The organism is Streptomonospora wellingtoniae (assembly GCF_031845375.1).
Classification (GTDB): domain Bacteria; phylum Actinomycetota; class Actinomycetes; order Streptosporangiales; family Streptosporangiaceae; genus Streptomonospora; species Streptomonospora wellingtoniae.
Map to the genome: position 1 here is coordinate 150403 of NZ_JAVREK010000011.1, position 22248 is coordinate 172650.

General features: G+C 74.4%; 19 protein-coding genes and 1 other RNA gene. 6 read left to right on the forward strand and 14 right to left on the reverse strand.

Features of this window, described 5'->3' with window-relative positions; genetic code table 11:
- Positions 1-230: 230 nt before the first annotated feature.
- On the forward strand, positions 231-2600 hold the full coding sequence (locus RM446_RS12830) for a SulP family inorganic anion transporter (RefSeq protein WP_311545485.1): 2370 nt from the start codon (positions 231-233) through the stop codon (positions 2598-2600).
- A 139-nt stretch (positions 2601-2739) separates the two neighbouring features.
- Here RM446_RS12830 and RM446_RS12835 read toward each other — a convergent pair whose 3' ends face one another.
- From RM446_RS12835 to RM446_RS12855, 5 genes are all read right to left on the reverse strand, one after another.
- The gene (locus RM446_RS12835) at positions 2740-2883 is read right to left on the reverse strand and encodes a hypothetical protein (RefSeq protein ID WP_311545486.1); all 144 of its coding nucleotides are present in this window, start codon (positions 2881-2883) and stop codon (positions 2740-2742) included.
- A 274-nt stretch (positions 2884-3157) separates the two neighbouring features.
- Positions 3158-3541, reverse strand: an RNA gene (gene rnpB / locus RM446_RS12840) — RNase P RNA component class A.
- A gap of 57 nt (positions 3542-3598) precedes the next feature.
- Positions 3599-4777 (reverse strand): bifunctional RNase H/acid phosphatase, encoded by a 1179-nt coding sequence (locus tag RM446_RS12845; protein WP_311545487.1) that lies wholly within the window; start codon positions 4775-4777, stop codon positions 3599-3601.
- A 77-nt stretch (positions 4778-4854) separates the two neighbouring features.
- Positions 4855-5598, reverse strand: a complete 744-nt coding sequence (locus RM446_RS12850) for a zinc ribbon domain-containing protein (protein WP_311545488.1) — start codon at positions 5596-5598, stop codon at positions 4855-4857.
- Between the two features lie 82 nt (positions 5599-5680).
- Complete coding sequence (locus tag RM446_RS12855) at positions 5681-6520, reverse strand: Nif3-like dinuclear metal center hexameric protein (RefSeq protein WP_311545489.1); 840 nt, start codon at positions 6518-6520, stop codon at positions 5681-5683.
- A 180-nt stretch (positions 6521-6700) separates the two neighbouring features.
- Here RM446_RS12855 and RM446_RS12860 point away from each other — a divergent pair, with 180 nt between their 5' ends.
- Positions 6701-7672, forward strand: a complete 972-nt coding sequence (locus RM446_RS12860) for a 2-dehydropantoate 2-reductase (protein WP_311545490.1) — start codon at positions 6701-6703, stop codon at positions 7670-7672.
- A gap of 32 nt (positions 7673-7704) precedes the next feature.
- Here the strand turns inward: RM446_RS12860 and RM446_RS12865 are convergent, their stop codons facing one another.
- Positions 7705-8124 (reverse strand): hypothetical protein, encoded by a 420-nt coding sequence (locus RM446_RS12865; protein WP_311545491.1) that lies wholly within the window; start codon positions 8122-8124, stop codon positions 7705-7707.
- Between the two features lie 48 nt (positions 8125-8172).
- Here RM446_RS12865 and RM446_RS12870 point away from each other — a divergent pair, with 48 nt between their 5' ends.
- Entirely contained in the window at positions 8173-9036 is an 864-nt protein-coding gene (locus RM446_RS12870; protein WP_311545492.1) for a deoxyribonuclease IV, read from the forward strand.
- Between the two features lie 266 nt (positions 9037-9302).
- Here RM446_RS12870 and RM446_RS12875 read toward each other — a convergent pair whose 3' ends face one another.
- Positions 9303-9893, reverse strand: coding sequence for a DUF7144 family membrane protein (locus tag RM446_RS12875; RefSeq protein WP_311545493.1), 591 nt, complete (start codon positions 9891-9893; stop codon positions 9303-9305).
- Positions 9894-10233: 340 nt separating this feature from the next.
- Here RM446_RS12875 and RM446_RS12880 point away from each other — a divergent pair, with 340 nt between their 5' ends.
- Both RM446_RS12880 and RM446_RS12885 read left to right on the forward strand, forming a co-directional pair.
- Positions 10234-10569 (forward strand): hypothetical protein, encoded by a 336-nt coding sequence (locus tag RM446_RS12880; protein ID WP_311545513.1) that lies wholly within the window; start codon positions 10234-10236, stop codon positions 10567-10569.
- 29 nt (positions 10570-10598) lie between these two features.
- Positions 10599-11144 (forward strand): AAA family ATPase, encoded by a 546-nt coding sequence (locus tag RM446_RS12885; protein ID WP_311545494.1) that lies wholly within the window; start codon positions 10599-10601, stop codon positions 11142-11144.
- A 266-nt stretch (positions 11145-11410) separates the two neighbouring features.
- On the opposite strand, the gene RM446_RS12890 is transcribed toward RM446_RS12885, so the two are convergent.
- The 3 genes from RM446_RS12890 to RM446_RS12900 all read right to left on the reverse strand — a co-directional run bounded on the left by RM446_RS12890 (position 11411) and on the right by RM446_RS12900 (position 14407).
- Entirely contained in the window at positions 11411-12004 is a 594-nt protein-coding gene (locus tag RM446_RS12890; RefSeq protein WP_311545514.1) for a hypothetical protein, read from the reverse strand.
- A 62-nt stretch (positions 12005-12066) separates the two neighbouring features.
- The gene (locus RM446_RS12895) at positions 12067-13257 is read right to left on the reverse strand and encodes a VLRF1 family aeRF1-type release factor (RefSeq protein WP_311545495.1); all 1191 of its coding nucleotides are present in this window, start codon (positions 13255-13257) and stop codon (positions 12067-12069) included.
- Positions 13258-13432: 175 nt separating this feature from the next.
- Positions 13433-14407 (reverse strand): pirin family protein, encoded by a 975-nt coding sequence (locus RM446_RS12900; RefSeq protein WP_311545496.1) that lies wholly within the window; start codon positions 14405-14407, stop codon positions 13433-13435.
- A 228-nt stretch (positions 14408-14635) separates the two neighbouring features.
- Between RM446_RS12900 and RM446_RS12905 the strand changes: the two genes are divergently transcribed.
- Positions 14636-17020 carry a Tex family protein gene (locus RM446_RS12905; RefSeq protein WP_311545497.1) on the forward strand — a complete coding sequence of 795 codons (2385 nt, stop codon included), beginning with the start codon at positions 14636-14638 and terminating at the stop codon, positions 17018-17020.
- An 83-nt stretch (positions 17021-17103) separates the two neighbouring features.
- Here RM446_RS12905 and RM446_RS12910 read toward each other — a convergent pair whose 3' ends face one another.
- From RM446_RS12910 to RM446_RS12925, 4 genes are all read right to left on the reverse strand, one after another.
- A complete protein-coding gene (locus RM446_RS12910; protein WP_311545498.1) occupies positions 17104-18174 on the reverse strand; it encodes a DUF2157 domain-containing protein in 1071 nt (356 codons plus the stop codon).
- 156 nt (positions 18175-18330) lie between these two features.
- Positions 18331-19422 (reverse strand): fatty acid desaturase family protein, encoded by a 1092-nt coding sequence (locus RM446_RS12915; RefSeq protein ID WP_398695090.1) that lies wholly within the window; start codon positions 19420-19422, stop codon positions 18331-18333.
- 295 nt (positions 19423-19717) lie between these two features.
- Positions 19718-20761 (reverse strand): 4-hydroxythreonine-4-phosphate dehydrogenase PdxA, encoded by a 1044-nt coding sequence (gene pdxA, locus RM446_RS12920; protein ID WP_311545499.1) that lies wholly within the window; start codon positions 20759-20761, stop codon positions 19718-19720.
- Between the two features lie 93 nt (positions 20762-20854).
- A complete protein-coding gene (locus RM446_RS12925; RefSeq protein ID WP_311545500.1) occupies positions 20855-22243 on the reverse strand; it encodes a four-carbon acid sugar kinase family protein in 1389 nt (462 codons plus the stop codon).
- Positions 22244-22248 lie beyond the last annotated feature (5 nt).

The following is a 22248-nucleotide window of genomic DNA, read 5'->3' on the forward strand; positions in this document are numbered from 1 at the left end:
CCCCGTCGATCTTGTAGCCATCGTGAAGGAAATCGATTTCCATTTGCGATAGCTACAAGATCGACGGCGCTGCGGTTGTCGACATCAAGGGAATCCGGCTCCGACGACACCCCCGAATGGCTACAGTAAGTGACGGCCAAGGTTCGTTGGGTCATGGGCTGCTTCGCCCGGCCCCGCCGCGAGGCCGCTGTCCCAGAGCGCCATTCCGTTCGCACCCACCGGGGGTATACATGCGTCCAGACGCCCAGGGAACACCGACCCCGCCCCGGGAGGGGGCCCAGAGCCCGCGCTTCCGCGTCCGATCCCTCCCGTTACTCGGCAACGTCCCCGGCGACGTCGCCGCCTCGCTCGTCGTCTTCCTCGTCGCGGTGCCGCTGTCGCTGGGCATCGCCGTGGCCTCTGGGGCGCCGCTGATCGCGGGCATCATCGCCGCCGTGGTCGGCGGCATCGTGGCCGCGCTCGCCGGAGGTTCGGCGGTGCAGGTCAGCGGACCCGCCGCCGGACTCACCATCATCGTCGCCGACCTGGTCACCGCCTACGGCTGGCGCGTGACCTGCCTGATCACGCTGCTGGCCGGCCTGGTGCAGATCGCGCTGGGCGCCTGCCGCATCGCGCGCGCGGCACTGGCGATCTCGCCTGCGGTCATCCACGGCATGCTGGCCGGCGTCGGCGTCACGATCGCCCTCGCACAACTGCACGTGCTGCTGGGGGGCGCCCCCCAGAGCTCGGCGACCGCCAATGTCGCCGAGCTTCCCCGCCAGCTGGCCGACAACCACACGCCGGCCGTCGTCGTCGGCATGCTGACCATCGCCGCGCTGCTGGTGTGGCCGCGCCTGCCCGGCCTGCGCCGCCTGCGCCGCCTGCCCGGCGCGCTCGTCGCCGTGGCCGCAGCCACTGCCGTCTCCACGGCGGCAGGCTGGCGGGTCGAGCGCGTATCCCTGCCCGACTCCCCCGCGGCCGCCTGGACCGGGCCCGTGCTCCCGGATTCGGGCGACTTGCGGGGTGTGGCCATGGGCGTGGCGGCCGTCGCCCTGGTGGCCAGCGTGGAGTCCCTGCTGTGTGCCATCGCCGCCGACCGCCTGCACGAGGGTCCGCGCGCCAACCTCAACCGCGAGCTCGTCGGGCAGGGCGCCGCCAACACCGCCAGCGGGGCCCTGGGCGGCCTGCCCATCGCCGGTGTCATCGTGCGCAGCACGACCAACGCCCGAGCGGGCGCGCGCACGCCGCTGTCGGCCATGCTGCACGGCGTGTGGATCCTGGCGTTCATCGGCCTGTTCGCGCACGCAGTCGAGCTGATCCCGCTGGCGGCTCTGGCCGGGCTGCTGGTGGTGATCGGCCTGCAGATGGTCAACCTCGCCCACCTGCGCGACCTGCGCCGTCACCGCGAGGCCAGCATCTACGTCGCGGCGCTGCTGGCCGTGGTCCTATTCGGACTGCTGGAGGGCGTCCTCATCGGGTTCGCGCTATCGGTGCTGGTCTCCCTGCGGCGGCTGACCCGCGTGAGCGTCCTCACGGAGGAGCGCGAGGGGCGCTGGCACATCGTCGTCCAAGGCTCGCTGACGTTCCTGGGCGTCCCCCGGGTCGCCCACGTGCTGCGGACCGTGCCCAGCGGGGCCCACGTCGACTTGGACCTGCATGTGGACTTCATGGACCACGCCGCGTTCGAGTCGATCCACGCCTGGCGCCTGGACCACGAGCGCACCGGCGGCAGCGTCGACATCGACGAGGTGCACGAGAACTGGTACGAGCGCCGGTCCCGGCAGGCCCCGCCCGCCGACAAGACCTCGCCCGGCGGCCTCGCCCGATCGTGGGCCCCCTGGGGCATGCGCGGCGGCTTCGACCCCGCCGCCCCGCCTTCGGGCCTGCTACTCAGCGGAGCGCGGGAGTACCACGCCAGCACGGCCGGGCGGATGCGGTCGCTGATGAGCCGGCTGGCGCACCGCCAGCGCCCCAAGGCGCTGTTCATCACCTGCGCCGACTCCCGGGTGGTGCCCAACCTGATCACCGCGAGCGGTCCCGGCGACCTGTTCACGCTGCGCAACATCGGCAACCTGGTGCCCCGGCGCGGCAGCGCGCGCGGCGACGACTCCGTGGGCGCGGCGATCGAGTACGCCGTCACGGTGCTGGAGGTGCCCTCGGTTGTGGTGTGCGGCCACTCGAACTGCGGTGCGATGAAGGCGCTCCTGGAGGGGCCGGGCGAGCCCGACGCCGAGCTGGACCATCTGCGGCGCTGGCTGGCCCACGGCGGCGAGAGCCTGGAGCGCACGGGCGGCGCCCGGCTGCGGGAGGCTCCGGCCCCCGAGGCGATGCGCAGGCTGTCCCAGGCCAACGTGGTGCAGCAGATGGAGAACCTGCTCACCTACCCGGCGGTGCGCCGCCGGTTCGAGTGCGGCGACCTGGAGCTTTCGGGGATGTACTACGACCTGGAGTCGGCCGGGGTGCACGTGCTCGGGGCCGACGGGTCCTTCGCCGCGGTGTCGGCCGAGGCCGGGCCCGGATCCGCCGACCGGGTGGGCGCGAGCGACCCAGAAAGCACCGCGGCGGCCGCCGGAGCGCCCGGCCCCGAAAGCGCCGGAGCCTCGCCGTCGCACTCGCCGTAAGCCACCCCCTGCGGGGCGCGCCTTCCTTCCACGGACGGGACCGCGCCCCGCGGGGCCGGGCATCGCCCGCCCAGCGCGTTCCGAGCCGGGGAGCGGCGCTTCACGCACCGGGCGCGCGCCGCGCGAGCGCCCGCCGCCCTCAGTCTTCTTCGGTGTGGTCGTCGTCGCGCACGTCTTTTCGCACTTCAGAGGAGTGGTAGGAGGCGAACAGGACGATGACGACGATCGCGATGATCGGCAGGGCGAACAGGATCACCCAGAACGTGGACAAGGCAGCTCTCACCGAAACCCGGCTCGCAAACGGCGCGGGCGCGCATGCGCACCGCGATGAGCCCCGCGCGGCACCCCGCGGAGACCGACTGGACCCTCACCAATCTATCCCGCCGGACACCGCGCCGGTGCACGCATCCCCGTATGTGCGGGACTTTCCGCGCCCGGACGAACACACCGCCGCACGCCCCCGGCGGCGCGGCCCGGCCGACCGCCGCTCCGCCGTACGCGGGGCTCGGCGTCCGGGATGCGCATCCGCACTCGGACGAGCGCGGAAAAGAAGGCAGGGGGAGAGTCGGCCGGTAAGCCGGATTCTGTCGGTCCTTGCGGACCGGACGGCCATCCGTCTGGGACTGCCGTTGCCGACAGCCTCGGTGCGGTCTACCCGCGGACATCGGGCGGGCCGCCCTCGAACGTCCGCGCAGGGGACCTGCGGTCCCCCTTTTGACCTTGCTCCGGGTGGGGTTTACCAAGCCGACCGGATCACTCCGGCCGCTGGTGGTCTCTTACACCACCGTTTCACCCTTACCGCCGCACGCAGCGGTGGCGGTCTGTTTTCTGTGGCACTTTCCCGCGGGTCGCCCCGGGTCGGTGTTACCGACCACCCTGCCCTGTGGAGTCCGGACTTTCCTCGACACCGCTTCAGGTGCCGCGACCGCCTGGCCGACTCTCCCTCACCGCGATGATATCGCGCCGCGCGCCTGCTCGGCGCGTCTGCGCGGCGCCGCTCAGCCGGCGGCCGGTCCGAGGTGGCCGGTGTCGTTGAGGGAGCGCACCAGCGTCGGACCGTCGCTGAAGCAGTCGATAAGCGACAGGCAGCCCACGTCCAAGTGCATGCGGAACAGCGCCTCCGGCGGAGCCAGCAGGGCCTGCTGAAGCAGCACCTTGATCGGCGTGACGTGGCTGACGACCAGCACCGTGCGGCCGGTGTAGCGCGCCAGCAGCTTGTCGCGCGCCTCGGCCACGCGCTCGGCCACCGCGGCGAAGCTCTCGCCGCCCTCGGGGGCCGCGGCGGTGTCGGCAAGCCAGCGCTGCAGCTCGTCGGGGCGACTGCGCCGCACCTCGCTGAACGTCATCCCCTCCCAGGCGCCGAAGTCGGTCTCGCGCAGGTCCTCCTCCACCTCGACCGGCAGCGACAGCTCGGCCGCGACCGGCTCGGCGGTATCGCGGGCGCGGCGCAGCGGCGAGGAGACCACCACGTCGATTCCTGACCCGGCCAGGTGCCGGGCGGCGGCGCGGGCCTGGTCGTGCCCGGTCCCGGTGAGGTCGATATCGCCGGTTCCGGCGAAGCGCTGCTCCGCCGACATCGTGGTCTCGCCGTGGCGCAGAAGCACCAGGCGCGTCGGCGCCGTGTCGGGCGCCGACCACCCGGTGGCGGGGGGCCGCGGCGCCCGGGCGGCGCCGCCCGCGGGTTCGGCCGACGGCTCGGCGGCGGCTCCGGCGGCGGAATCCGCCGCGCCGCCGGGTGGGGCGTCCAGCCGCACGGGCCGTCCTTCGGCGGCCGCGTCCATCGCCTCGTTGGCCAGCGCGTCGGCGTGGGCGTTGTCGGCCCGGGGCACCCACACGTAGGTGACCTCGGCGAACCCGGCGGAGGCGGCACGGGCCTCCTCGGCGAGCGGCCGCAGGTCGGCGTGCTTGATCCGCCAGCGGCCCGACATCTGCTCGACCACCAGCTTGGAGTCCATGCGCGCCTCGACAGAGGCGTCGGGCGCGATGCCCTGGGCCGCGGCGAGCCCGGCGATCAGGCCGCGGTACTCGGCGACGTTGTTGGTGGCCCTTCCGATGGCCTCGGCGACCTCCGCCAGCACTGCGCCGGTGGCCGCGTCGCGCACCAGTGCGCCGAACCCGGCGGGGCCGGGGTTCCCGCGGGATCCGCCGTCGGCCTCGATCACCAGTCGCCTGCTCATCACTCGCTCCTTGTGCCTGTGCCGGGCCTGCCCGTCCCGCGCATCCGCCGGTGTCCCGCGTCGATCGCCGAGGGGGCCTACAGCCCCGAGTCGCCGGTGCGTACCAGGATGCGCCGGCACTGGTCGCAGCGCAGCACCTCGTCTTCGGGAGCCTGGCGGATCTCGGAGAGCTCGGCGGTGCTCAGTGCGAGCTTGCAGCCCTCGCAGCGGCCGTAGCGCAGTGCCGCCGCACCCACACCGTCGTGCTGGTCGCGCAGCTTGGTGTAGAAGGCGGCGAGGTCGCCGGGCACCTCCTCGGCGATGCGCTCGCGGCGGGCGAACTCGGCGGCGCGGTCGGACTCGATCTCGGCCCGGGCGGTGCCGCGCCGCTCGTCGGCGGCGTCGCGCTCCGTCTCGGCGGCCTCCAGCTCCTTGCGCAGCTCGGCCTCCTCGGCTTCCAGGCCCTCGCGGCGCTCCATCACCTCGAGCACGATCTCCTCCAGCTCGGTCTGCCGCCGCTGCAGGGACGCGATCTCTGACTGCAGGTGCTCCAGGTCCTTGGGCGAGGAGACCTGGCCGGCGTCGAGGCGCTTGGAGTCGCGTTCGGAGCGCGTGCGTACCTGGTCGACGTCGGACTCGGCCTTGCGCTGCTCGCGGTCGAGGTCGGACAGCGCCGTGGCCAGCACCGTGCGCCGGTCGCGGAGTTCGCTGATCCGGCTGTCGAGGCGCTCGACCTCCTCGTGCTCGGGCAGGTGGCGCAGGCGGTGGGCGAGCTGGGCGAGTCGGCTGTCGATCTCCTGGAGATCGAGCAGGCGCAGCTGGTGGGCCGATTCTGCTTTCACTTGTGTTCAAGGCTCCTTTGCCGACGTCGGAAGCGTTCGCGGCGCAGCGCGGGCCACCGGCCGCGGCCTGGGGTCGATCGGCTCACAGCGCCAGGGACCAGGCGTCGGTGACGATCTCGGATACGCGGGTCTCCACGGTAGCCCTTCGGGGCCCGAGCGCGCTCGCGAGCCGGGCGGCGCCCTCGGCGAGCCAGGGCCACTCGCTGGCCCAGTGAGCGGTGTCGATGAGCGCGGTATCGCCGTGTTCGGCGAACTCCGAGGCCGGATGGTGGCGCAGGTCGGAGGTCAGGTAGACGTCCACGTGGGCGGCGCGGGCGCGGTCGAGCAGGGCGTCGCCCGCCCCGCCGGAGACGGCGATGCGCTGGACCGGGCGGTCGGGGTCGCCGCTGACGCGGACACCTCCGGCGGTGCGCGGCAGCCCGGCGGCGGCGCGCGCCGCGAAGTCGCGCAGTGGCAGGGGTTCGGGCAGCGATCCGATGCGGCCGATGCCGCGCCCGCCGGCGGGGTCGGCGGGATCAGGGTCCAGGGGGGTGAGGGGGCCGGGCAGGCCCACGGCGGCGGCCAGCGCGTCGGAGACGCCGGGATCGGCGGTGTCGGCGTTGGTGTGCGCGGTGTAGAGGGCGGTTCCCTGCGAGATCAGCCGGTGCACGAGACGGCCCTTGGGCGTTGTGGCGGCGACACCGGTCACGCCGCGCAGGAGCAGCGGATGGTGGGTGATGAGGAGGTCGGCGCCCCATTCGCGGGCCTCCTCGACGACCTCGGCGACCGGGTCGACGGCGAAGAGCACGCGGCGCACCGGCTGTGCGGGGTCGCCGCACACCAGCCCCACGGCGTCCCAGGGCGCCGCCCACGCCGGATCGTAGACGCTCTCGAAGGCGCGGGTCACGTCGTGCAGGGCCGGGGCGGCAGGCGTTTCGCTCACGCACCGCACCTTAGCGCCCCGGCCGGCCGTTCGGCGGGTGCGGCGATGGGGCGACCGCCGCGTCCGGCGCGAGAGGGCTTAACACCGCCGTCCGCGCGGCGTGACGGCTGCGCAACACCGGCGACCGAGCATCGGCGGTGTGGTCGGCGAGACCCGCCGGCACCGTCGTTTGGAGGAACGTTGACGAGGTCGACGAGATCCCCGTCGGCGGCGGCCCTCCCGCTGGAGCGACCCCAGCGTGCGGCCGTCGTGGGTGCAGGCGCCGTGGGCACCGTGGTCGCCGAGGCCGTCCACGCCGCCGGGCACCGCGTGACCCTGTGCGCCCGCCGGCCACTGGAGAGCCCCACCGTGGAGCGGGACGGCGTCCGGAGCCGGCTCGACGTGCCGGTGGCGACCCGCGCGGCCGAGGTCGATCCGGGCGCCGACTGGGTCCTGGTCGCGACGAAGGCGCAGGACACTCCGCACACCGTGGGTTGGATCCGGCACCTGGCGGGACCGAGCACCCGTGTAGTGGCGCTGCAGAACGGCATCGACCACCACGACCGGTTCGCCCCGCTTCTGGCCTCCGGCCGCCTGGTGCCCGCCCTCGTCTACATCTCGGCCGAGCGCCTCTCGCGCTCGCACGTGCTGCACCGCTGGGGCCGCCGGCTGGTCGTGCCGCGCGACGCCGACGGCGCGGACTTCGCCGAACTGCTGGGGCGCTCGTCGATCGAGGTGGTGCGCCATGCCGACTTCACCACCGCGGCCTGGGGCAAGCTGCTCACCAACGCGGCCGCCAACCCGCTGACCGCGCTGACCCAGCAGCGCATGCACGTCCTCCACCAGTCGGACATGCGCGAACTCGCCCACGGGCTGCTCACCGAGGCGGTGGCGGCGGGCCGGGCCGAGGGAGCGGCGCTCTCCGGGGCCGACGCCCGCCAGACCCTGGACCTCTACGACGGGCTCAACCCGCAGACCGGCACGTCGATGCTGGCGGACCGGCTGGCCGGGCGCCCGCTGGAGTACGATCTGATCACCGGAGCCGTGGTGCGGGCCGGTGACCGGCACGGGGTCCCGGTTCCGCTCAGCCGGGCGGTGCTGGCGCTCCTGCGCGCCCAGGGCGGCGGCGCTTCACGGGACGCGCTGCTGGGCCTCCAGCCCCGGCCGAGCTAAGGCCCTGCGGACGCCGCGCGCCGGGCGCGGGCTCAGGCCCGGGCGGCCGGGGTGCGCGGTGCGGTGCAGCCCGCCGCGTAGACCCCGACCGCGCCGGAGACCGCGCCCAGCACCACCCAGACCGCGGCGACGCCGGGCAGCGCGGGGTCGCCCCAGCCGGCGAGCGCGAGCAGCAGGTAGCAGACGAGGCCGAACAGGGTCGCCGCACCCGCCCGGGGCACCCTGACCAGGCGCAGCAGCCACCAGCACACGAGCGGCGTCGCGGCCAGCCGAAGCGCGAAGGCCACCAGGCCCAGGCCGATGTTGGCGCCCACGACCTGGTCGGCGGTGAGCGGGGCGACCAGCGCCGCCGCACCGTGGACCGCAAGTCCGACGGCCGCGGTGCCGGCGGCGCCCAGAGCGGCGCCGAGGCAGATGCGGCGCCAGTCGGGCGCGAGGCGACTCGGGGTCATGGCTTCCATGATGCCCGGTACCGTGACGCTCTAAGCTGGATGCCAACCATGACTGAACTCGCCGCTTCGCCCATCGGGGCGCACGTACCGGTCGCCGGGGGGCTGGCCACCCGTGGTCTCTCCTACGCCGCCGACATCTCCGCCGAAACCGTCCAGGTCTTCGTCTCCAATCCGCGCGGCTGGGCCACGACGCCCGGCAGCCCCGACGAGGACGCCAAGCTGCGCGAACGCTCCGACCTTCCGGTGTTCGTGCACGCCAACTACCTGATCAACCTGGGTTCGCCCGACGACACCATCTCGGATCGGTCGGCGGCCGCCCTGCGGCACGCGCTGCGACGGGGTGCCGAGATCGGCGCGCGCGGCGTGGTCGTGCACACGGGGTCGGCGGTGCGCGGCGGCCGCGACGAAGGGTTGGCCCGAATGCGCGCGCTGCTGCTGCCGGTCCTGGAGGAACTGGGCGAGGAGGTTCCGCCCGCCCTGCTGGAGCCGATGGCCGGGCAGGGGCAGGTGCTCTGCGCGACGGTGGACGACCTGCAGGGCTACCTGGCCGCGCTGGACTGGCACCCGCGCGCCGGGGTCTGCCTGGACACCGCGCACGTGTTCGCGGCGGGCCACGACGTCTCCACCCCGGAGGGGATGTCCGCGATGCTGGACCGGTTCGGCGAGGTCGTGGGCGCCGAGCGGCTGGGCCTGGTGCACGCCAACGACTCGAAGGAGCCGTGCGGCAGCAACAAGGACCGCCACGAGAACATCGGCGCGGGCCACATCGGCGCCGCGCCCTTCGGCACACTGTTCGAGCACCCGGTGAGCGCCGGTGTGCCGGTCGTCTGCGAGACGCCGGGCCCGGTCAAGCCGCACGCCGCCGACGTGGCGAGGCTGAAGGACCTGCGCGGCGGCTCTTCCGCCGGCTGACCGCCGTCCCCCGCAGCCGCGGCGACCGCTTCGGGCTCCCGACCGCCCGGCAGGCGGGCTCCCGCCCGGCGCCCCGCCGTCCTCGCATATCGAGCGGCGCGGGCGCCGCTGCACCGGGAGCGCGCCGACGCGCTTACCCGGAGCGGGCAGGCGCGGGCCGCCCGGCGGTGCGCCGCCGTCCGATCGTAGGGGACGGACGGGCGCGGCCGGGCGGCCCGCTCGGGCGGCGGGCGCTCGCCCGCGGACGCGCGAACCCCCGCCCCCTGTCAGCTCATCGGCTGCTCGTGCTTGCCGGGACGGGTTCCCGGCGGGCGTTCCGCCGTGCCCTCGCGCGCCTCCTGGCTGCTGGCGCCGCCGTACGAGCGCTCGTCGGCGTCGGCGTCGGCGCCGTGCCCGCCGCCGCCGGCTCCCTGGTCGGCGCCCGCGCGAGCCCTCTCGGCATCGGCACGGCCGGCCGCATAGGCGCCGTCGTCCGCCGTCAGCCGGTCGGGCCAGCCGGCGGTGACCGCGTAGATGACCAACACGTCGACGGCGATGGCCACCAGCGACCACACCGGGTAGGACCCGATGAAGGCCAATTGGGCGAACGCGTTCACCGCCGCGACGACGACAGTGAAGACCCGTGCCCAGGTATGCCCGGTGAGCAGGGCGAAGCCCGCGACTACCAGGACCACCCCCCAGACGCCCAGGAGCAGTCCCCATACCGCGAAGTCCCAGACGAGGATCTCGTCTTCGGCCCCGACGAAGTAGGCGGGCATGAACATCGCGACCAGGCTCTGCACGATGTTCACCGCGCCGACGACGAACAGCAGGGTTGCTGCGAAGACTCCCCAGCCGTGCGCGCGCGATCGCTTCATGTCGTGCTCCTCCCCCGGGACGGGGCGCGCGAGTGGCCGCGTGCGCCGCCCGTCCGCCTAGTCAGACATGACCTGGACTCACCATGCCCGACACGTATGCGGCGGCTCCATACCCAGCCCACCATGTGCGGGTAAAACAGCACAAAGATCAGATGCCCGGTCCTTGCCCCGGAGGGGGCGCGGACCGAACGAGCGGGCGTCTGCGCGGCACCGGCATCGTGGCGTGGCGCACGGCCGGATGCGGCCGCACAATGGATCTCGGAACGCGGTCCCGAGGGATTGAACCCCTGCGGCCTCGGCCACAATGGAGCGTGAAGGACCTCGGAGGGCGGTGCACAGCATGGAGCCGGTGAGCCTTGTAGTGGGGGCGGCCATCGCTCTCGGCGGGGTGATGATCGGCCGCATGATTCCGCGCCGGCCCCCGCCCCCCGCTCCGCCGCCGCAGCGCCCCGCGGTCTCGGCGAGGCCCGCCACGCCCCAGCCCATCTGCGGCTGCGGCCACCACCTGGTATTCCACGACCAGGAGACCAAGATGTGCCAGGCACAGGTCGTCATTCCCGGCCGCTGGGTGGGCCAGAGCGGCGGGACGTACCGGCCGTGCAAGTGCCAGGGCTACCGCGGTCCGGTCCCGGTGGACGAGTACTACGCCCCCGACATCCTGGGCGGCGACAACTGAGCGGCACGCCGCGGGGGACCGTGTGGGTCGTGGCGGGCGCTCCCGGCGCGGGCAAGTCGACGGTGGCCGGCCTGCTGCTGGGCCGGCTGGACCCCGTGCCCGCCCTCCTGGACAAGGACACGCTGTTCAGCGGGTTCGTCGCCGAGGTGCTGGCCGCGCACGGCCGGTCCTACGGCGAGCGCGAGGGCGACTGGTACGACGGGCACGTCAAGGCGCACGAGTACGGCGGGATGACGGCGGCGGCTGCGCAGATCCGCGCGGCGGGGTGCCCGGTGATGCCCGTGGCCCCCTTCACCGGGCAGATCCGCGACCCCGGCCGATGGCGGGAGTGGGTCGGCGAGCTCGGCGGCGACCCGGTGCGCCTGGTGTGGGTGGCCAGCGACGGGGCGACACTGCGTGCCCGCATCGGCGGCCGGGGGCGCTCCCGCGACACGGGCAAACTCGACGGGTTCGACGCGTTCGTCGCACGGGTGCGCCCGGACCGGCCGCCGCCCGTCGAGCACATCGCGATCGATAACCGACTGGGGGCCGCACCGCTGTCCGACCAGGTCGCGGCGCTCGCGGACGTCGGCTGACCTTTCGCGGACGCCTGCGAGGGGTAGAGGACCGGTATGGAAATCGGAACCGTCGAACTCGTCATCATGGCGGTGCTGATCATCGGCATTCCGGCCATCTTCGTGACGGTCGCGGCGCTCATGCGGCACCGCTACCTGCGGTCGCGGCGCTGAGTGGCGCCGCCACCCGCAACGGCTCCCGCCGGCGGCGCCGCACTCCGCGTGCGGCGCCGCCCGGCGAAGCGGCCGAACCGGCCTCGGCATCCGGGACGCACGCCGCTCCGCTCTCAGCCGCCCGCCTCCCCGCGCGCTCGCCCCGGCTCCGCCGCGGGCACGACGCACTGCAGTAGCCCCCAGGTGAACTCGGCGACGTGGCGCCCGCTCGTGCCGGAGGCGTCGGGGGCGGTGAAGGCCAGGCGCCAACGGGAGGGTGCGGTGCCCTCCATCGGCACCGCAGGCGCGAACGCGCGCGCCACGTCCTCGACGACGCACGACCAGGGAGCGAGGTCGCCGACGCGGCGGGGCCGAGGGACGGCAGCGTCCTCGGCGCGCACGAGCCACTCGTGCAGCACGGGCCCGCCGTCGAGGGTGACGACCTCGTAGCGCAGGTCCGGCCACAGCGGCACCGGCCAGCGGTGCACCTCGCAGTCCAGGTCGCCCACCGGCCGCCGCGCGGTCGTCTCTGCGGGGCCCAGCAGCAGCCGGTAGCGGCCCGCACCCGAGGGCGCGCGGGCCGAGCGCAGCATCGCCTGCCAGCGCCGGTTCGCCTCGCGCATCTCGGCACGGGTGGCGCCGAGCCCCCGGCGGGCGTCGTCGACCAACAGGGGCCGGTAGTCGGCCATGCGCCGCAGCAGCACCAACTGGAACTCCCGCGGCCCCATCGACTCCACCGCTGGCCCCCTTCGTCGGGCACGCTTCCGGCGGGCGCCGCGGAGGCCGGCGCCTACCAGCGCAGCAGCGCGGCCACGCCGTCCTCCTCGGCCAGCACGCCGGCGGCCTCGGGCGGCAGCACGGTGACGGCGGCGCCGGAGGTGTAGCCCATCTCGATCATGCGCTCGCCCAGGTCGGACTCCTCGGCCATGGCGGCGTCGGACTCCCCGGGCGGCCGTTCACCATGAGGGTAGTACCGCCCGTCGCGGGTGCGCTGGCCGCGCAGCTTGCGGGTGCCGTCCAGGACGAGGTGCGCGACCCGGTTCTCGCGGAACGCGCCGAGTGTGTCGCCGAGCCCGGTCGTACCCGGCCCGCCCGAGCGCGCGGCGTCGCGCGCCTGCTCGGCGAGTGCCCGGCAGCGGCGCCGGCGCCCCTCCTCCAGCTCCGGTCGCACAAGCGCGGCGATCTCGTTGGTCGACAGCGACTCCACGACGCGGTCCAGCAGGACGACGTCGCGTCGGGCGGGCGAGGCGGACAGGCCCTTGCGGACGACGTCGATCAGCCGACGGTCGCCGGTGACGGCGACGGACTGCCAGCCGTGCTCGTCGGCGATGGAGGCGATACGCGGACGCACCGACGCGAGGTAGCGCTGGAGGTTGTCCTCGACGCGGCGATCGAACCGGTCGAGTCGGCCGGCGCCGCGGGACGGGTTGCCGGACTGGGCGAGCGAAGCCGACCCGCGCATGGAGCGCCAGTCGTCGGTGTCGAGGTCGAATGCCAGCCGGGTGACCTCGCGGGCGACCCCGAACCGCAGGTCGATCACGCGCACCCCTTCGTGGGACACGGCCAGCGCGCCCGCGGGCGCGCCGAGGGTGAGGGCGCCGGCCAGCGGCCGCAGATAGGGGCGGCGCTCCAGCACCGCGCAGTCGTCGAGCGGCATCTGCACGTTCAGCGTGTGCACCTCGTCGCGGCTGACGGGGGCGAAGAGGGCCCGGCCCACCCCCGACTCGCCGGCGTCGAGCACCGACTCGATCTCGGGCTGGAGCCCGTCGAGCCGTTCCAGAACCGCCGCCCGGCGCTCCCTGTCGCCGTCGTCGGCCGCACCGCTGCGCACCGCGCCGATGGCGTTGCCCACGGCCAGGCGCCAGGCCGGAGAGGCCGACGTGTCGCGCGGGTCAGCGGTGGCGTACACGGACAGTACGCCCATCTCGTCGTTCATGGCGGCCAGGTCGCGAACCGACGTCGGATCAATGATCACGGTCATCCCGCCCATCGTCGATGCGCCTTCCGGTCCGGCGGAGGGCGCCTACCGTCTTCTCTAACAGGAGATCAGGGCGGGGTTCAACGGTCGGTCCCCGGTCGGTCAGCGCGGGCCCAAGATGCGGCATCAGGGGGTCCGGGCCGCCGCCCGTCCGCGCCGGCGGGCGGCGGCCCGGCTGTCAGAGAGCTCCGTGGCCGGGGCGGGGCTCAACGGGGATGCTGCCGAACCGTCCGGACTGGAAGTCCTCGACCGCCTGCAGCAGCTCTTGGCGGGTGTTCATGACGAAGGGACCGTAGGCGGCGACGGGCTCGCGGATCGGCTGCCCGCCCAGGATCAGCACGTCCAGCTGCGGTGAACGGCTCTCCTGGCGCTCGTCGGCGCGCACGGTGACCACGTCGCCGGGCCCGAAGACCGCGAGCCGACCGGTTTCGAGCGGATGGCGGTCCGCGCCGGCGGCGCCGGAGCCCGCCAGCGTGTAGACGAGCGCGTTGAAGTCGGGCCGCCAGGGAAGGCGCAGCTGCGCCCCCGGAGCCAGTGTGGCGTGCACGAGCGAGATGGGCGTGTGCGTGGCGCCCGGCCCGCTGTGGCCGGCGACGTCGCCGGCGATGACCCGCAGCAGCGCCCCGCCGTCGGACGAGCTGATCAGCTTGACCTCGCCGCGTCCGATGTCCTGGTAGCGGGGGTCGCTCATCTTGAGCCGGGAGGGCAGGTTCACCCACAGCTGGAGCCCGTGGAAGAGCCCGCCGCTCACGACGACCTCCTCGGGCGGGGCCTCGATGTGCAGGATGCCGCCGCCGGCGGTCATCCACTGGGTGTCGCCGTCGGTGATGGACCCGCCGCCGCCGTGGGAGTCGCTGTGGTCGAGTACCCCGTCGATCATGTAGGTGACCGTCTCGAAACCGCGGTGCGGATGCCAGGGGGTGCCCTTGGGCTCGCCCGGTGCGTACTCGACCTCGCCCATCTGGTCCAGGTGGATGAAGGGGTCGAGCGCGCGCATGCCCACACCCGCGAACGCGCGCCGGACCGGGAACCCCTCGCCCTCGTAGCCGGTGGGAGCGTCGGTCACCGAGGCGACGGAGCGCTCGGCGGCGGTGGCCGCCGGTTCGGGCGCGCGCGGCAGGACCAGGATGTCGTCGACCGTCACTGCGGGCATTGCGGGGCCTCCTAAGCTCCGGGGCCTCGGCGCTCTGCCGATGGCACTCCGCACGAACAATCCATGCGTTTGCATCATTCCACGCCCCCTTCCGCGGCGCACTCGCCTTCCCGCCGCCCGCCCGGCCCGCCGCGGCACGCGCAGGCGCCGCAGCTTCGGCGTGACAACCGCCCTCAGGGCCAGGACAATGCAGCGCGTGAACAAGACCGAGAAGGTGGACCAGCCAACGTGACGATCAGTATCGACCAGCGCATCGCCGAGGAGATCGGCGTCAGCCAGCACCAGGTGACCGCGGCCGTCGGGCTGCTCGACGACGGGGCCACCGTCCCCTTCGTCGCCCGCTACCGCAAGGAGGCGACCGACGGGCTCGACGACACCCAGCTGCGCCATCTCGAGGAGCGCCTGCGCTACCTGCGGGAGCTGGAGGAGCGCCGCGCCGTCGTCCTGGACTCCATCCGCTCCCAGGGCAAGCTCGACGACGAACTGGAAGCGCGCATCAACGCGGCCGACTCCAAGGCGCGGCTGGAGGACATCTACCTCCCCTACAAGCCCAAGCGCCGCACCAAGGCCCAGATCGCCCGCGAGGCCGGCCTAGAGCCGCTGGCCGAGCTGCTGCTGGGCGAGCCCGATCGGGACCCGCAGACCGCCGCCGCCGAGTACGCCGCCCCCGACGCAGGCGTCGCCGACGCCGCCGCGGCGCTGGAGGGCGCCCGCGCGATTCTGGTGGAGCGCTTCACCGAGGACGCCGACCTGGTCGGCGAGCTGCGCGAGCGGCTGTGGTCGCGCGGCCGCCTGGTGGCCGCCGTCCGCGAGGGCCGTGAGCAGGACGGGGCCAAGTTCTCCGACTACTTCGACTACTCCGAGGCGCTGACCGAACTGCCCTCCCACCGGGTACTGGCGATGTTCCGCGGCGAGAAGGAGGAGGTGCTCTCCCTCACGCTGCAGCCCGAGGACGACGAGAATTCCGCCGCCGCCCCTGCCGCGCCCGGCCCCTATGAGCGCGCGATCGCGGCACGCTACGGCATCGCCGACCGCGGCCGCCCCGCCGACCGGTGGCTGGGCGAGACCGTGCGCTGGGCCTGGCGCACGCGGGTGTTCGTGCGCCTGGACATCGATCTGCGCATGCGGCTGTGGCAGCAGGCCGAGGACGCCGCCGTGGGGGTGTTCGCCGCCAACCTGCGCGACCTCCTGCTGGCCGCGCCCGCCGGCACCCGTCCCACGCTCGGCCTCGACCCGGGTCTGCGCACCGGCGTCAAGGTCGCCGTGGTCGACGCCACCGGCAAGGTGGTGGCCACCGACACCGTCTACCCGCATGCGCCCCAGCGGCGCTGGGACGAGGCCCTGGCCGCGCTGGGCCGCCTGGTGCGCGAGCACGGAGTCGAACTGGTCGCGATCGGCAACGGCACCGCCTCCCGCGAGACCGACAAGCTCGCCGGTGAACTGGTGAAGCTCATCGGCGCGGGAAAGCTCACGAAGGTCATGGTCTCCGAGGCCGGCGCGTCGGTCTACTCCGCCTCGGCCTACGCTTCCCGGGAGCTGCCGGAGCTGGACGTGTCGCTGCGGGGCGCCGTGTCCATCGCCCGGCGGCTGCAGGACCCGCTTGCCGAACTCGTCAAGATCGACCCGAAGTCCATCGGCGTGGGCCAGTACCAGCACGACCTCTCGGAGACGAAGCTCTCGCGCATGCTCGACACGGTCGTCGAGGACTGCGTGAACGGCGTCGGGGTCGACGCCAACACCGCTTCCGTTCCGCTGCTTTCGCGGGTGTCGGGCATCAGCTCGGCCGTTGCGCAGAACATCGTCGACCACCGCGACGCCAACGGGCCGTTCACCGCGCGCTCGACGTTGAGCCGCGTGCCGCGGCTGGGCCCCAAGGCCTTCGAGCAGGCCGCCGGGTTCCTGCGCATCCGCGGCGGCGACCCGCTGGACGCCTCCAGCGTGCACCCGGAGTCCTACCCGGTGGTGCACCGCATCGTGGCGGCCACCGGCGGCGACGTCTCCTCGCTCATCGGCGACACCGGCAGGCTGCGCTCGCTGCGGCCTGCGGAATTCGTCGACGACGGGTTCGGGCTGCCTACCGTCACCGACATCATCGCCGAACTGGAGAAGCCCGGGCGCGACCCGCGCCCGGAGTTCGCCACCGCCTCGTTCAAGGAGGGCGTCGAGAAACTGGCCGACCTGCAGCGCGGCATGATCCTGGAGGGCGTGATCACCAACGTGGCGGCCTTCGGCGCCTTCGTCGACGTGGGTGTTCACCAGGACGGCCTGGTCCACGTGTCCGCGATGTCCAAGAGCTTCGTCAGCGATCCCCGCGACGTCGCCAAGCCCGGCGACGTCGTGCGGGTGAAGGTGATGGACGTCGACACCGAACGCAAGCGGATCTCGCTGAGCATGCGGCTGGAGGACGATCCCGAGGGCGGCGAGCGCGGCGCACGCGGCGGATCCGGGAACGGCGGTGCCCGCGGCGGCGGAGGCGGCGGCCGCAAGGACGGCTCCCGCAGCCGCAAGGGCGGCGGCCGGCGCGAGGACCGCGGCGGCTCGGCCGGCGGGAGCGCCGACGGCGCCATGGCCGAGGCGCTGCGGAAGGCCGGGCTGGACAAGGGGATCGGCTAGGGCGCTCCGACCGGCGCGCGGCGGCGCCGCCCCGCACCCGCGAGGCGGCGCCGCCGTCTTCCCCCTCCCCGGCCCGGGCCCGTTCAGGGCCGGGCGGAGGGGGGAGGCCCGGCGTCGGGCGGATCCGCCGGTACGGGACCGTGGCCGGGCGCTCCCCCGCTCGCCGGCCCGCTCCCTCCCTCGGCCTCGTTTCGGCGCCGGTGCACGAGCAGCCCGGTCCAGCTGGCCGCCAGCAGGACCACCCCCGCGATCAGCAGTACCGTCGCCGTGCCGATCGCCCCGTCGGTCAGGTCCCAGACCATCTCCGGCACGCCGACGGTGACCCCGGTCACGCCCACGACCAGCAGCACGGCCGTGCGGTCGAGGAAGTAGTAGGCGATGCAGGCCGCCGCCACCAGCAGGGTGGCGCCGTATCCCCATGCGTTCTGGTCGCTCCAGGACAGCAGGGTCTGGGCGGCCGCCAGTGCCAGTCCGGCACCCAGGCCCAGGCCCAGCCGGCGCTCGGCGGCCGCGCCCAGGGCCGACAGCACCGCCCACACCACGCCCAGACCCAGCCAACCGCCTCCCAGCAAGAGGGTGTCGTCGCCGGAAGCGAACTCCTCGACGAACGCGCCGACCAGGCCGATGCTCATCCCCCACACCGCCACCTGGCCTACGGCCGAGGGCAGCGCGGCATAGCCGGCGGCGGCGACGGCCAGCCCGACCAGCGGCGGCACGTAGGCGGGGCTACCGTCCTCGACGGCGCCGACCGCCACCGCCACCGCGAAGGCCGCCAGGACGGCGGCCAGCGCCAGCAGCACCCCGGCGATCCGGCGCCGGACGTCGGAGACCCGGTTGCGGCGCCCGCGCATCTCCTGCGGGCCGCCGGTCATGAGCACCGCGCCGGCCGCGGCCGCGGCCGCCAGCACCGCCAGGAGGGTGATGCGGGCGTCGTCGCCGAGTTCCTGCCAGGAGGCGGCCGCCAACGCGACCGCTCCGGCCAGCACCAGGCCGCCGCCGATGTAGCCGGCGATCTCCATCCAGCGCACGCGCCCGGGCGCGGGTTCGGCCGCCGCCAGCGCCGCCCGGACCTGGTCGGCCTGCCATACCGAGATGACGCCGCGCTCGACCAGACCGCTCAAGGCCCTGTCGCGGGACGGCTTCGACTCGCTCACCTGTGTCCTCCTCCCGCATTCGCGGAGCCGCCGGCGGACTTCACCGGACGCCTCCATCCCATCGTGCCGGGGCCGGGAGGACCTGAGTACCGGTACTCACTGCGCGTGGTCCGCGGCCGTGGCGCAGTCGGCCGCGGGGCGCGAGGGGGACCGCCGTCACCGGCCCCCGGGAGCGGAGGCCTCCGCGCTCCGTCCGCCGCGGCGCAGCGACGCTCCGGCGCGGTGCATGTGGGTCAGCGCCTCGACGTGGGAGCGCACGAATCCGGTCTCGTGGTAGGACAGCCCGATCTCGGCGCAGTAGCCCTGCACGATGGGGCGGGCGCGGCGCAGATGGGGCGAGGGCATGCTCGGGAAGAGGTGGTGCTCGATCTGGTAGTTGAGCCCGCCCAAGGCGAGGTCGGTGAACACGCCGCCGGTGACGTTGCGCGAGGTCAGCACCTGCTTGCGGAGGAAGTCGGGCTTGTCGCCGCCGGTGAGGGTGGGCATGCCCTTGTGGTTGGGCGCGAAGACGCTGCCCAGGTACACGCCGAACAGCCCTTGGTGGACGGCCAGGAACAGCAGCGCCATGCCCGGGGAGAGGACGGTGAACAGGGCGCCGAGATAGAGGGCGAAGTGCGCGGCCAGCAGTGCCGCCTCCAGCCACCGCAGGCGCAGGCGGGGGCGCAGCAGCGAGCGGACGCTCTGCACGTGCAGGTTCAGGCCCTCCAGCGTGAGCAGCGGGTAGAAGAGCACCGCCTGCCACCCGCCGATGAGCCGGGCCGGTCCCGACGCGCGCTCGGCCTGGTCGTGCGACCAGACCAGCAGGTCGGGGGCGACGTCGGGGTCGAGGTCCTCGTGGTTGGGGTTGGCGTGGTGCCTGGTGTGCTTGTCCTGCCACCAGCCGTAGCCCATGCCGATCCCGAGGTTGCCGACGATCCGCCCGGCGGCCTCGCTGGGGCCGCGTGTGCGGAACACCTGCCGGTGGGCGAGGTCATGCGCGGCCAGGGCCACCTGGCCGAAGACGGCGGCGAGGTAGACCGCCACCGCCATCTGCCACCAGGAGTCCCCGAGCAGTAGGAACGCCGCCCATCCGGCGACGAAGAGCACGGCTAGCGCACTCAGCCGCACCACGTAGTACACGGGGCGGCGGCGCATCAGGCCCGCCTGCTCGATCCGCCGCGACAGCGCGGCGAAGTCGCTGGGGGCGCGGGACGCGCCCCTGCGCCGGCCTCCGCGCGGCGCTCCGGGCTCCGCGCTCGATCCTGTCATGGCCATGCTGGCTCCTCCACGCATCGATCCGCTGCCGGAACCTTCGCCCGACAGGGCTCAGCGTGATGCAGGGCTGACCGTTCGCCTACACGTCGACCGGGGGATACGCCGCGCACCGCGCTCCGCCCGGTTGCGGCGGAGGTCGGGACCGCTGCCGAACCGGTGCCTTCAACTTAGGTGATACCGGAAGCCGCCACGATGGTGCGGGCCCGCTTGCGAATGGTGGAGCCCGCACTACCACAGAGTGCCCGCGCCCGGGAAGCGGGGCCCATGCGCGGCGTCCGGCGACGCGCCCTCATGCGGCGTACTCGGCTCGGATGCGGTCCGCGAAGTGGGAAAACTCGCATCCGTGCAGGAACGCCGACCGCATGGTGCCCGGGTCGGCGGCGCCGGTGCCGGCGATGTCGAAGGCCGTTCCGTGGTCGACCGAGGTGCGCAGGATCGGCAGCCCCACTGTCACCGAGATCGTTCCGTCGAAGTCGAACGTCTTCGCGGCGATGTGCCCCTGGTCGTGGTACTGCGAGAGGACGCCGTCGTAGCGGTCCTGCAGCAGCTGGTGGAACACGGAGTCGGCGGGCACGGGGCCGGCCACGTCGGCGCCGGAGGCCCGCACCCGCTCGACGGCGGGGGCCAGATGGTCGATCTCCTCGGTGCCGAACGCGCCGTTCTCTCCGCCGTGCGGGTTGATGGCCGCCACGGCCAGGCGCGGCTCGTCGTGGCCGAACACCCGCAGCGCCGTGAGCGCCTCCTCGATCGCGGCGACCTGGTGGTCGGCGCCGACCCGGTCCAGCGCCGTGCGCAGCGAGACATGGCGGGTCGCGAAGAAGATCTTCTTGCCGCGCACCACGAACATGGTGTTCTGCCGGGTGACGCCGGTGAGCGCGCCCAGCATCTCGGTGTGGCCCAGGTGCTCGCTTCCGGCGGCCCAGATGGCCTCCTTGTTGATGGGGCCGGTGACGATGCCCGCCACGCTGCGGTCCATCGCGGCTCGGGCGGCGACCTCGACGGCGCGCACGGCGGCCGCGCCGGCGCGCTCGTCCACTCGGCCCCAGGGCAGCTCGGCCTCGCCCAGCTCACCGATGTCGAAGCAGTCGACGACCCCCGCGCGCTCGGCGGGCAGGTCCCAGGAGTCCAGGGCGCGGATCTCCACGTCCAGGCCGCACACGGCGGCCGCGCGCCGCAGGACGGCGGGGTCGGCGACGACGACGCCCCGCGCGGAGGCGCCGGCGCCCACCTCGCTGAGCGTGCGCACGGTGATCTCGGGGCCGATACCCACGGGGTCGCCGACGGTGACCGCAAGGGCCGGACGGCTGTTCGTGGTGCGGGCGGTCTCGGACAATTGGCTTCCCTCCCAGGATGCGCCGGCCGCCGCGGAGGCGCGGCCGGAGTGTTCGGATTGGTCTGCCGCGGCGCCGGGGACCCCGGCGCGCGGTCACACCCGCGGCGGTGTGCGCAGCGGGCCGGGGGGATCGGGCGCCTGCGGCGCGCCGGGCGCGTGCGGGGCGTGGTGCTCGGGCACCTCGGCGGGGACCGTGCGCATGCGGGCCTGCACCGCGCGGCGCAGCTCGCCCAGGCACGCGACCAGGGTGGAGTCGTCGCCCACCAGGCCGCCCTTCGTCACCACCGGAACGCCGTCGAGCACTCCCCCGCTGAGCCTGCCGTGCACGGCCAGCGGAACCACCTCCCCGCCGACCTCGAAGGCGCGCACGTCCAACGCGTCGAGGACGGCCGAGGTGACCTCGCCGCCGCTGGTGTAGAGGCCGCTGGGCAACGAGCCGCCCGCCGCCCGCACCGCCTCGGCGACCAGGCCGGCGAGCAGCCCGGGCAGGGCGCGCTTGGCGGCTTCGGGAAGCTCGACGACGTCGCGGGCCTCCTGTGCCGTCCGCAAGACCACGGGTTCGGGGAAGGCGGCCGCAGCGAGGCCGTCGGCGAGCTCGCCGGCGAGCCGCGCACGGTAGCCGGGCTCGTCGCGGGCCAGGCGGGCGGCGTCGGCGTCGACGAACCGCACGCGGCCGCTGCGGGCGGCCGCGTCGAGCTGTCGGCGGGTGAGTTCGGTTGCGCTGCCGACGACGCCCAGCAGGGGGCCGGCCGCGGCCGCGCGGCCGCGCAGACCGAGCGCCTCGGCCAGCAGCGCTCCGGCGGGCCCCGGGTCGACGGCCACCCACACCGTGCCCGTTTCGCGGTGCGCACGGGCGGCGGCCCGGGCGATGTCGGCCAGATGCTGCTCGGTGAGCGCGTCGCAGAGCACGACCGGTTCCGCGCCCGCAGCCAGTTCGGCATCGAGCGGCCCCTGGGCGACGCTGCGCAGCGGGACGTGGCGCAGCGGCAGGGCCGTCTGCTCGGCGAGGATGTCGGCCACGACGCTGGTGCGCATCGGGTCGAGCGGGTCCAGGGCGAGCTCCGTACGCTCCAGCGGGACGCCGTCGAGCAGCTGCACCCCGTCGACCGTGACCCGCCCGGAGGACGGGAAGGCCGGTGCGAGCAGGACCCGCACCGGGGCCGGCTCGGGAACCCGCGCGCGCACCTCGCGCCACGCCGCCTCCAGCTCCGCGCCGACGTTGCCCCGCAGGGTGGTGTCGGTCCGCTTGACCACCAGCGCCACCGGCCAGACCGCGGCGATCGCGGCGGCGACCGCTTCGGCGGCCCGGCCGGAGGGCACATGGCGGCTGTCGAGGTTGACCACGACGGCGTCGTAGTCGCGGGCCGCGCGCGGGGCCTGCTCGGGTGTCACCGTGGCCACGCGCATCCCGGCGCGCGCGAACCGGGCGCCGGTGGCGTTGGCGCCGGTGAGGTCGTCGGCGACGACGAGTACCTGGGCCACGGTGG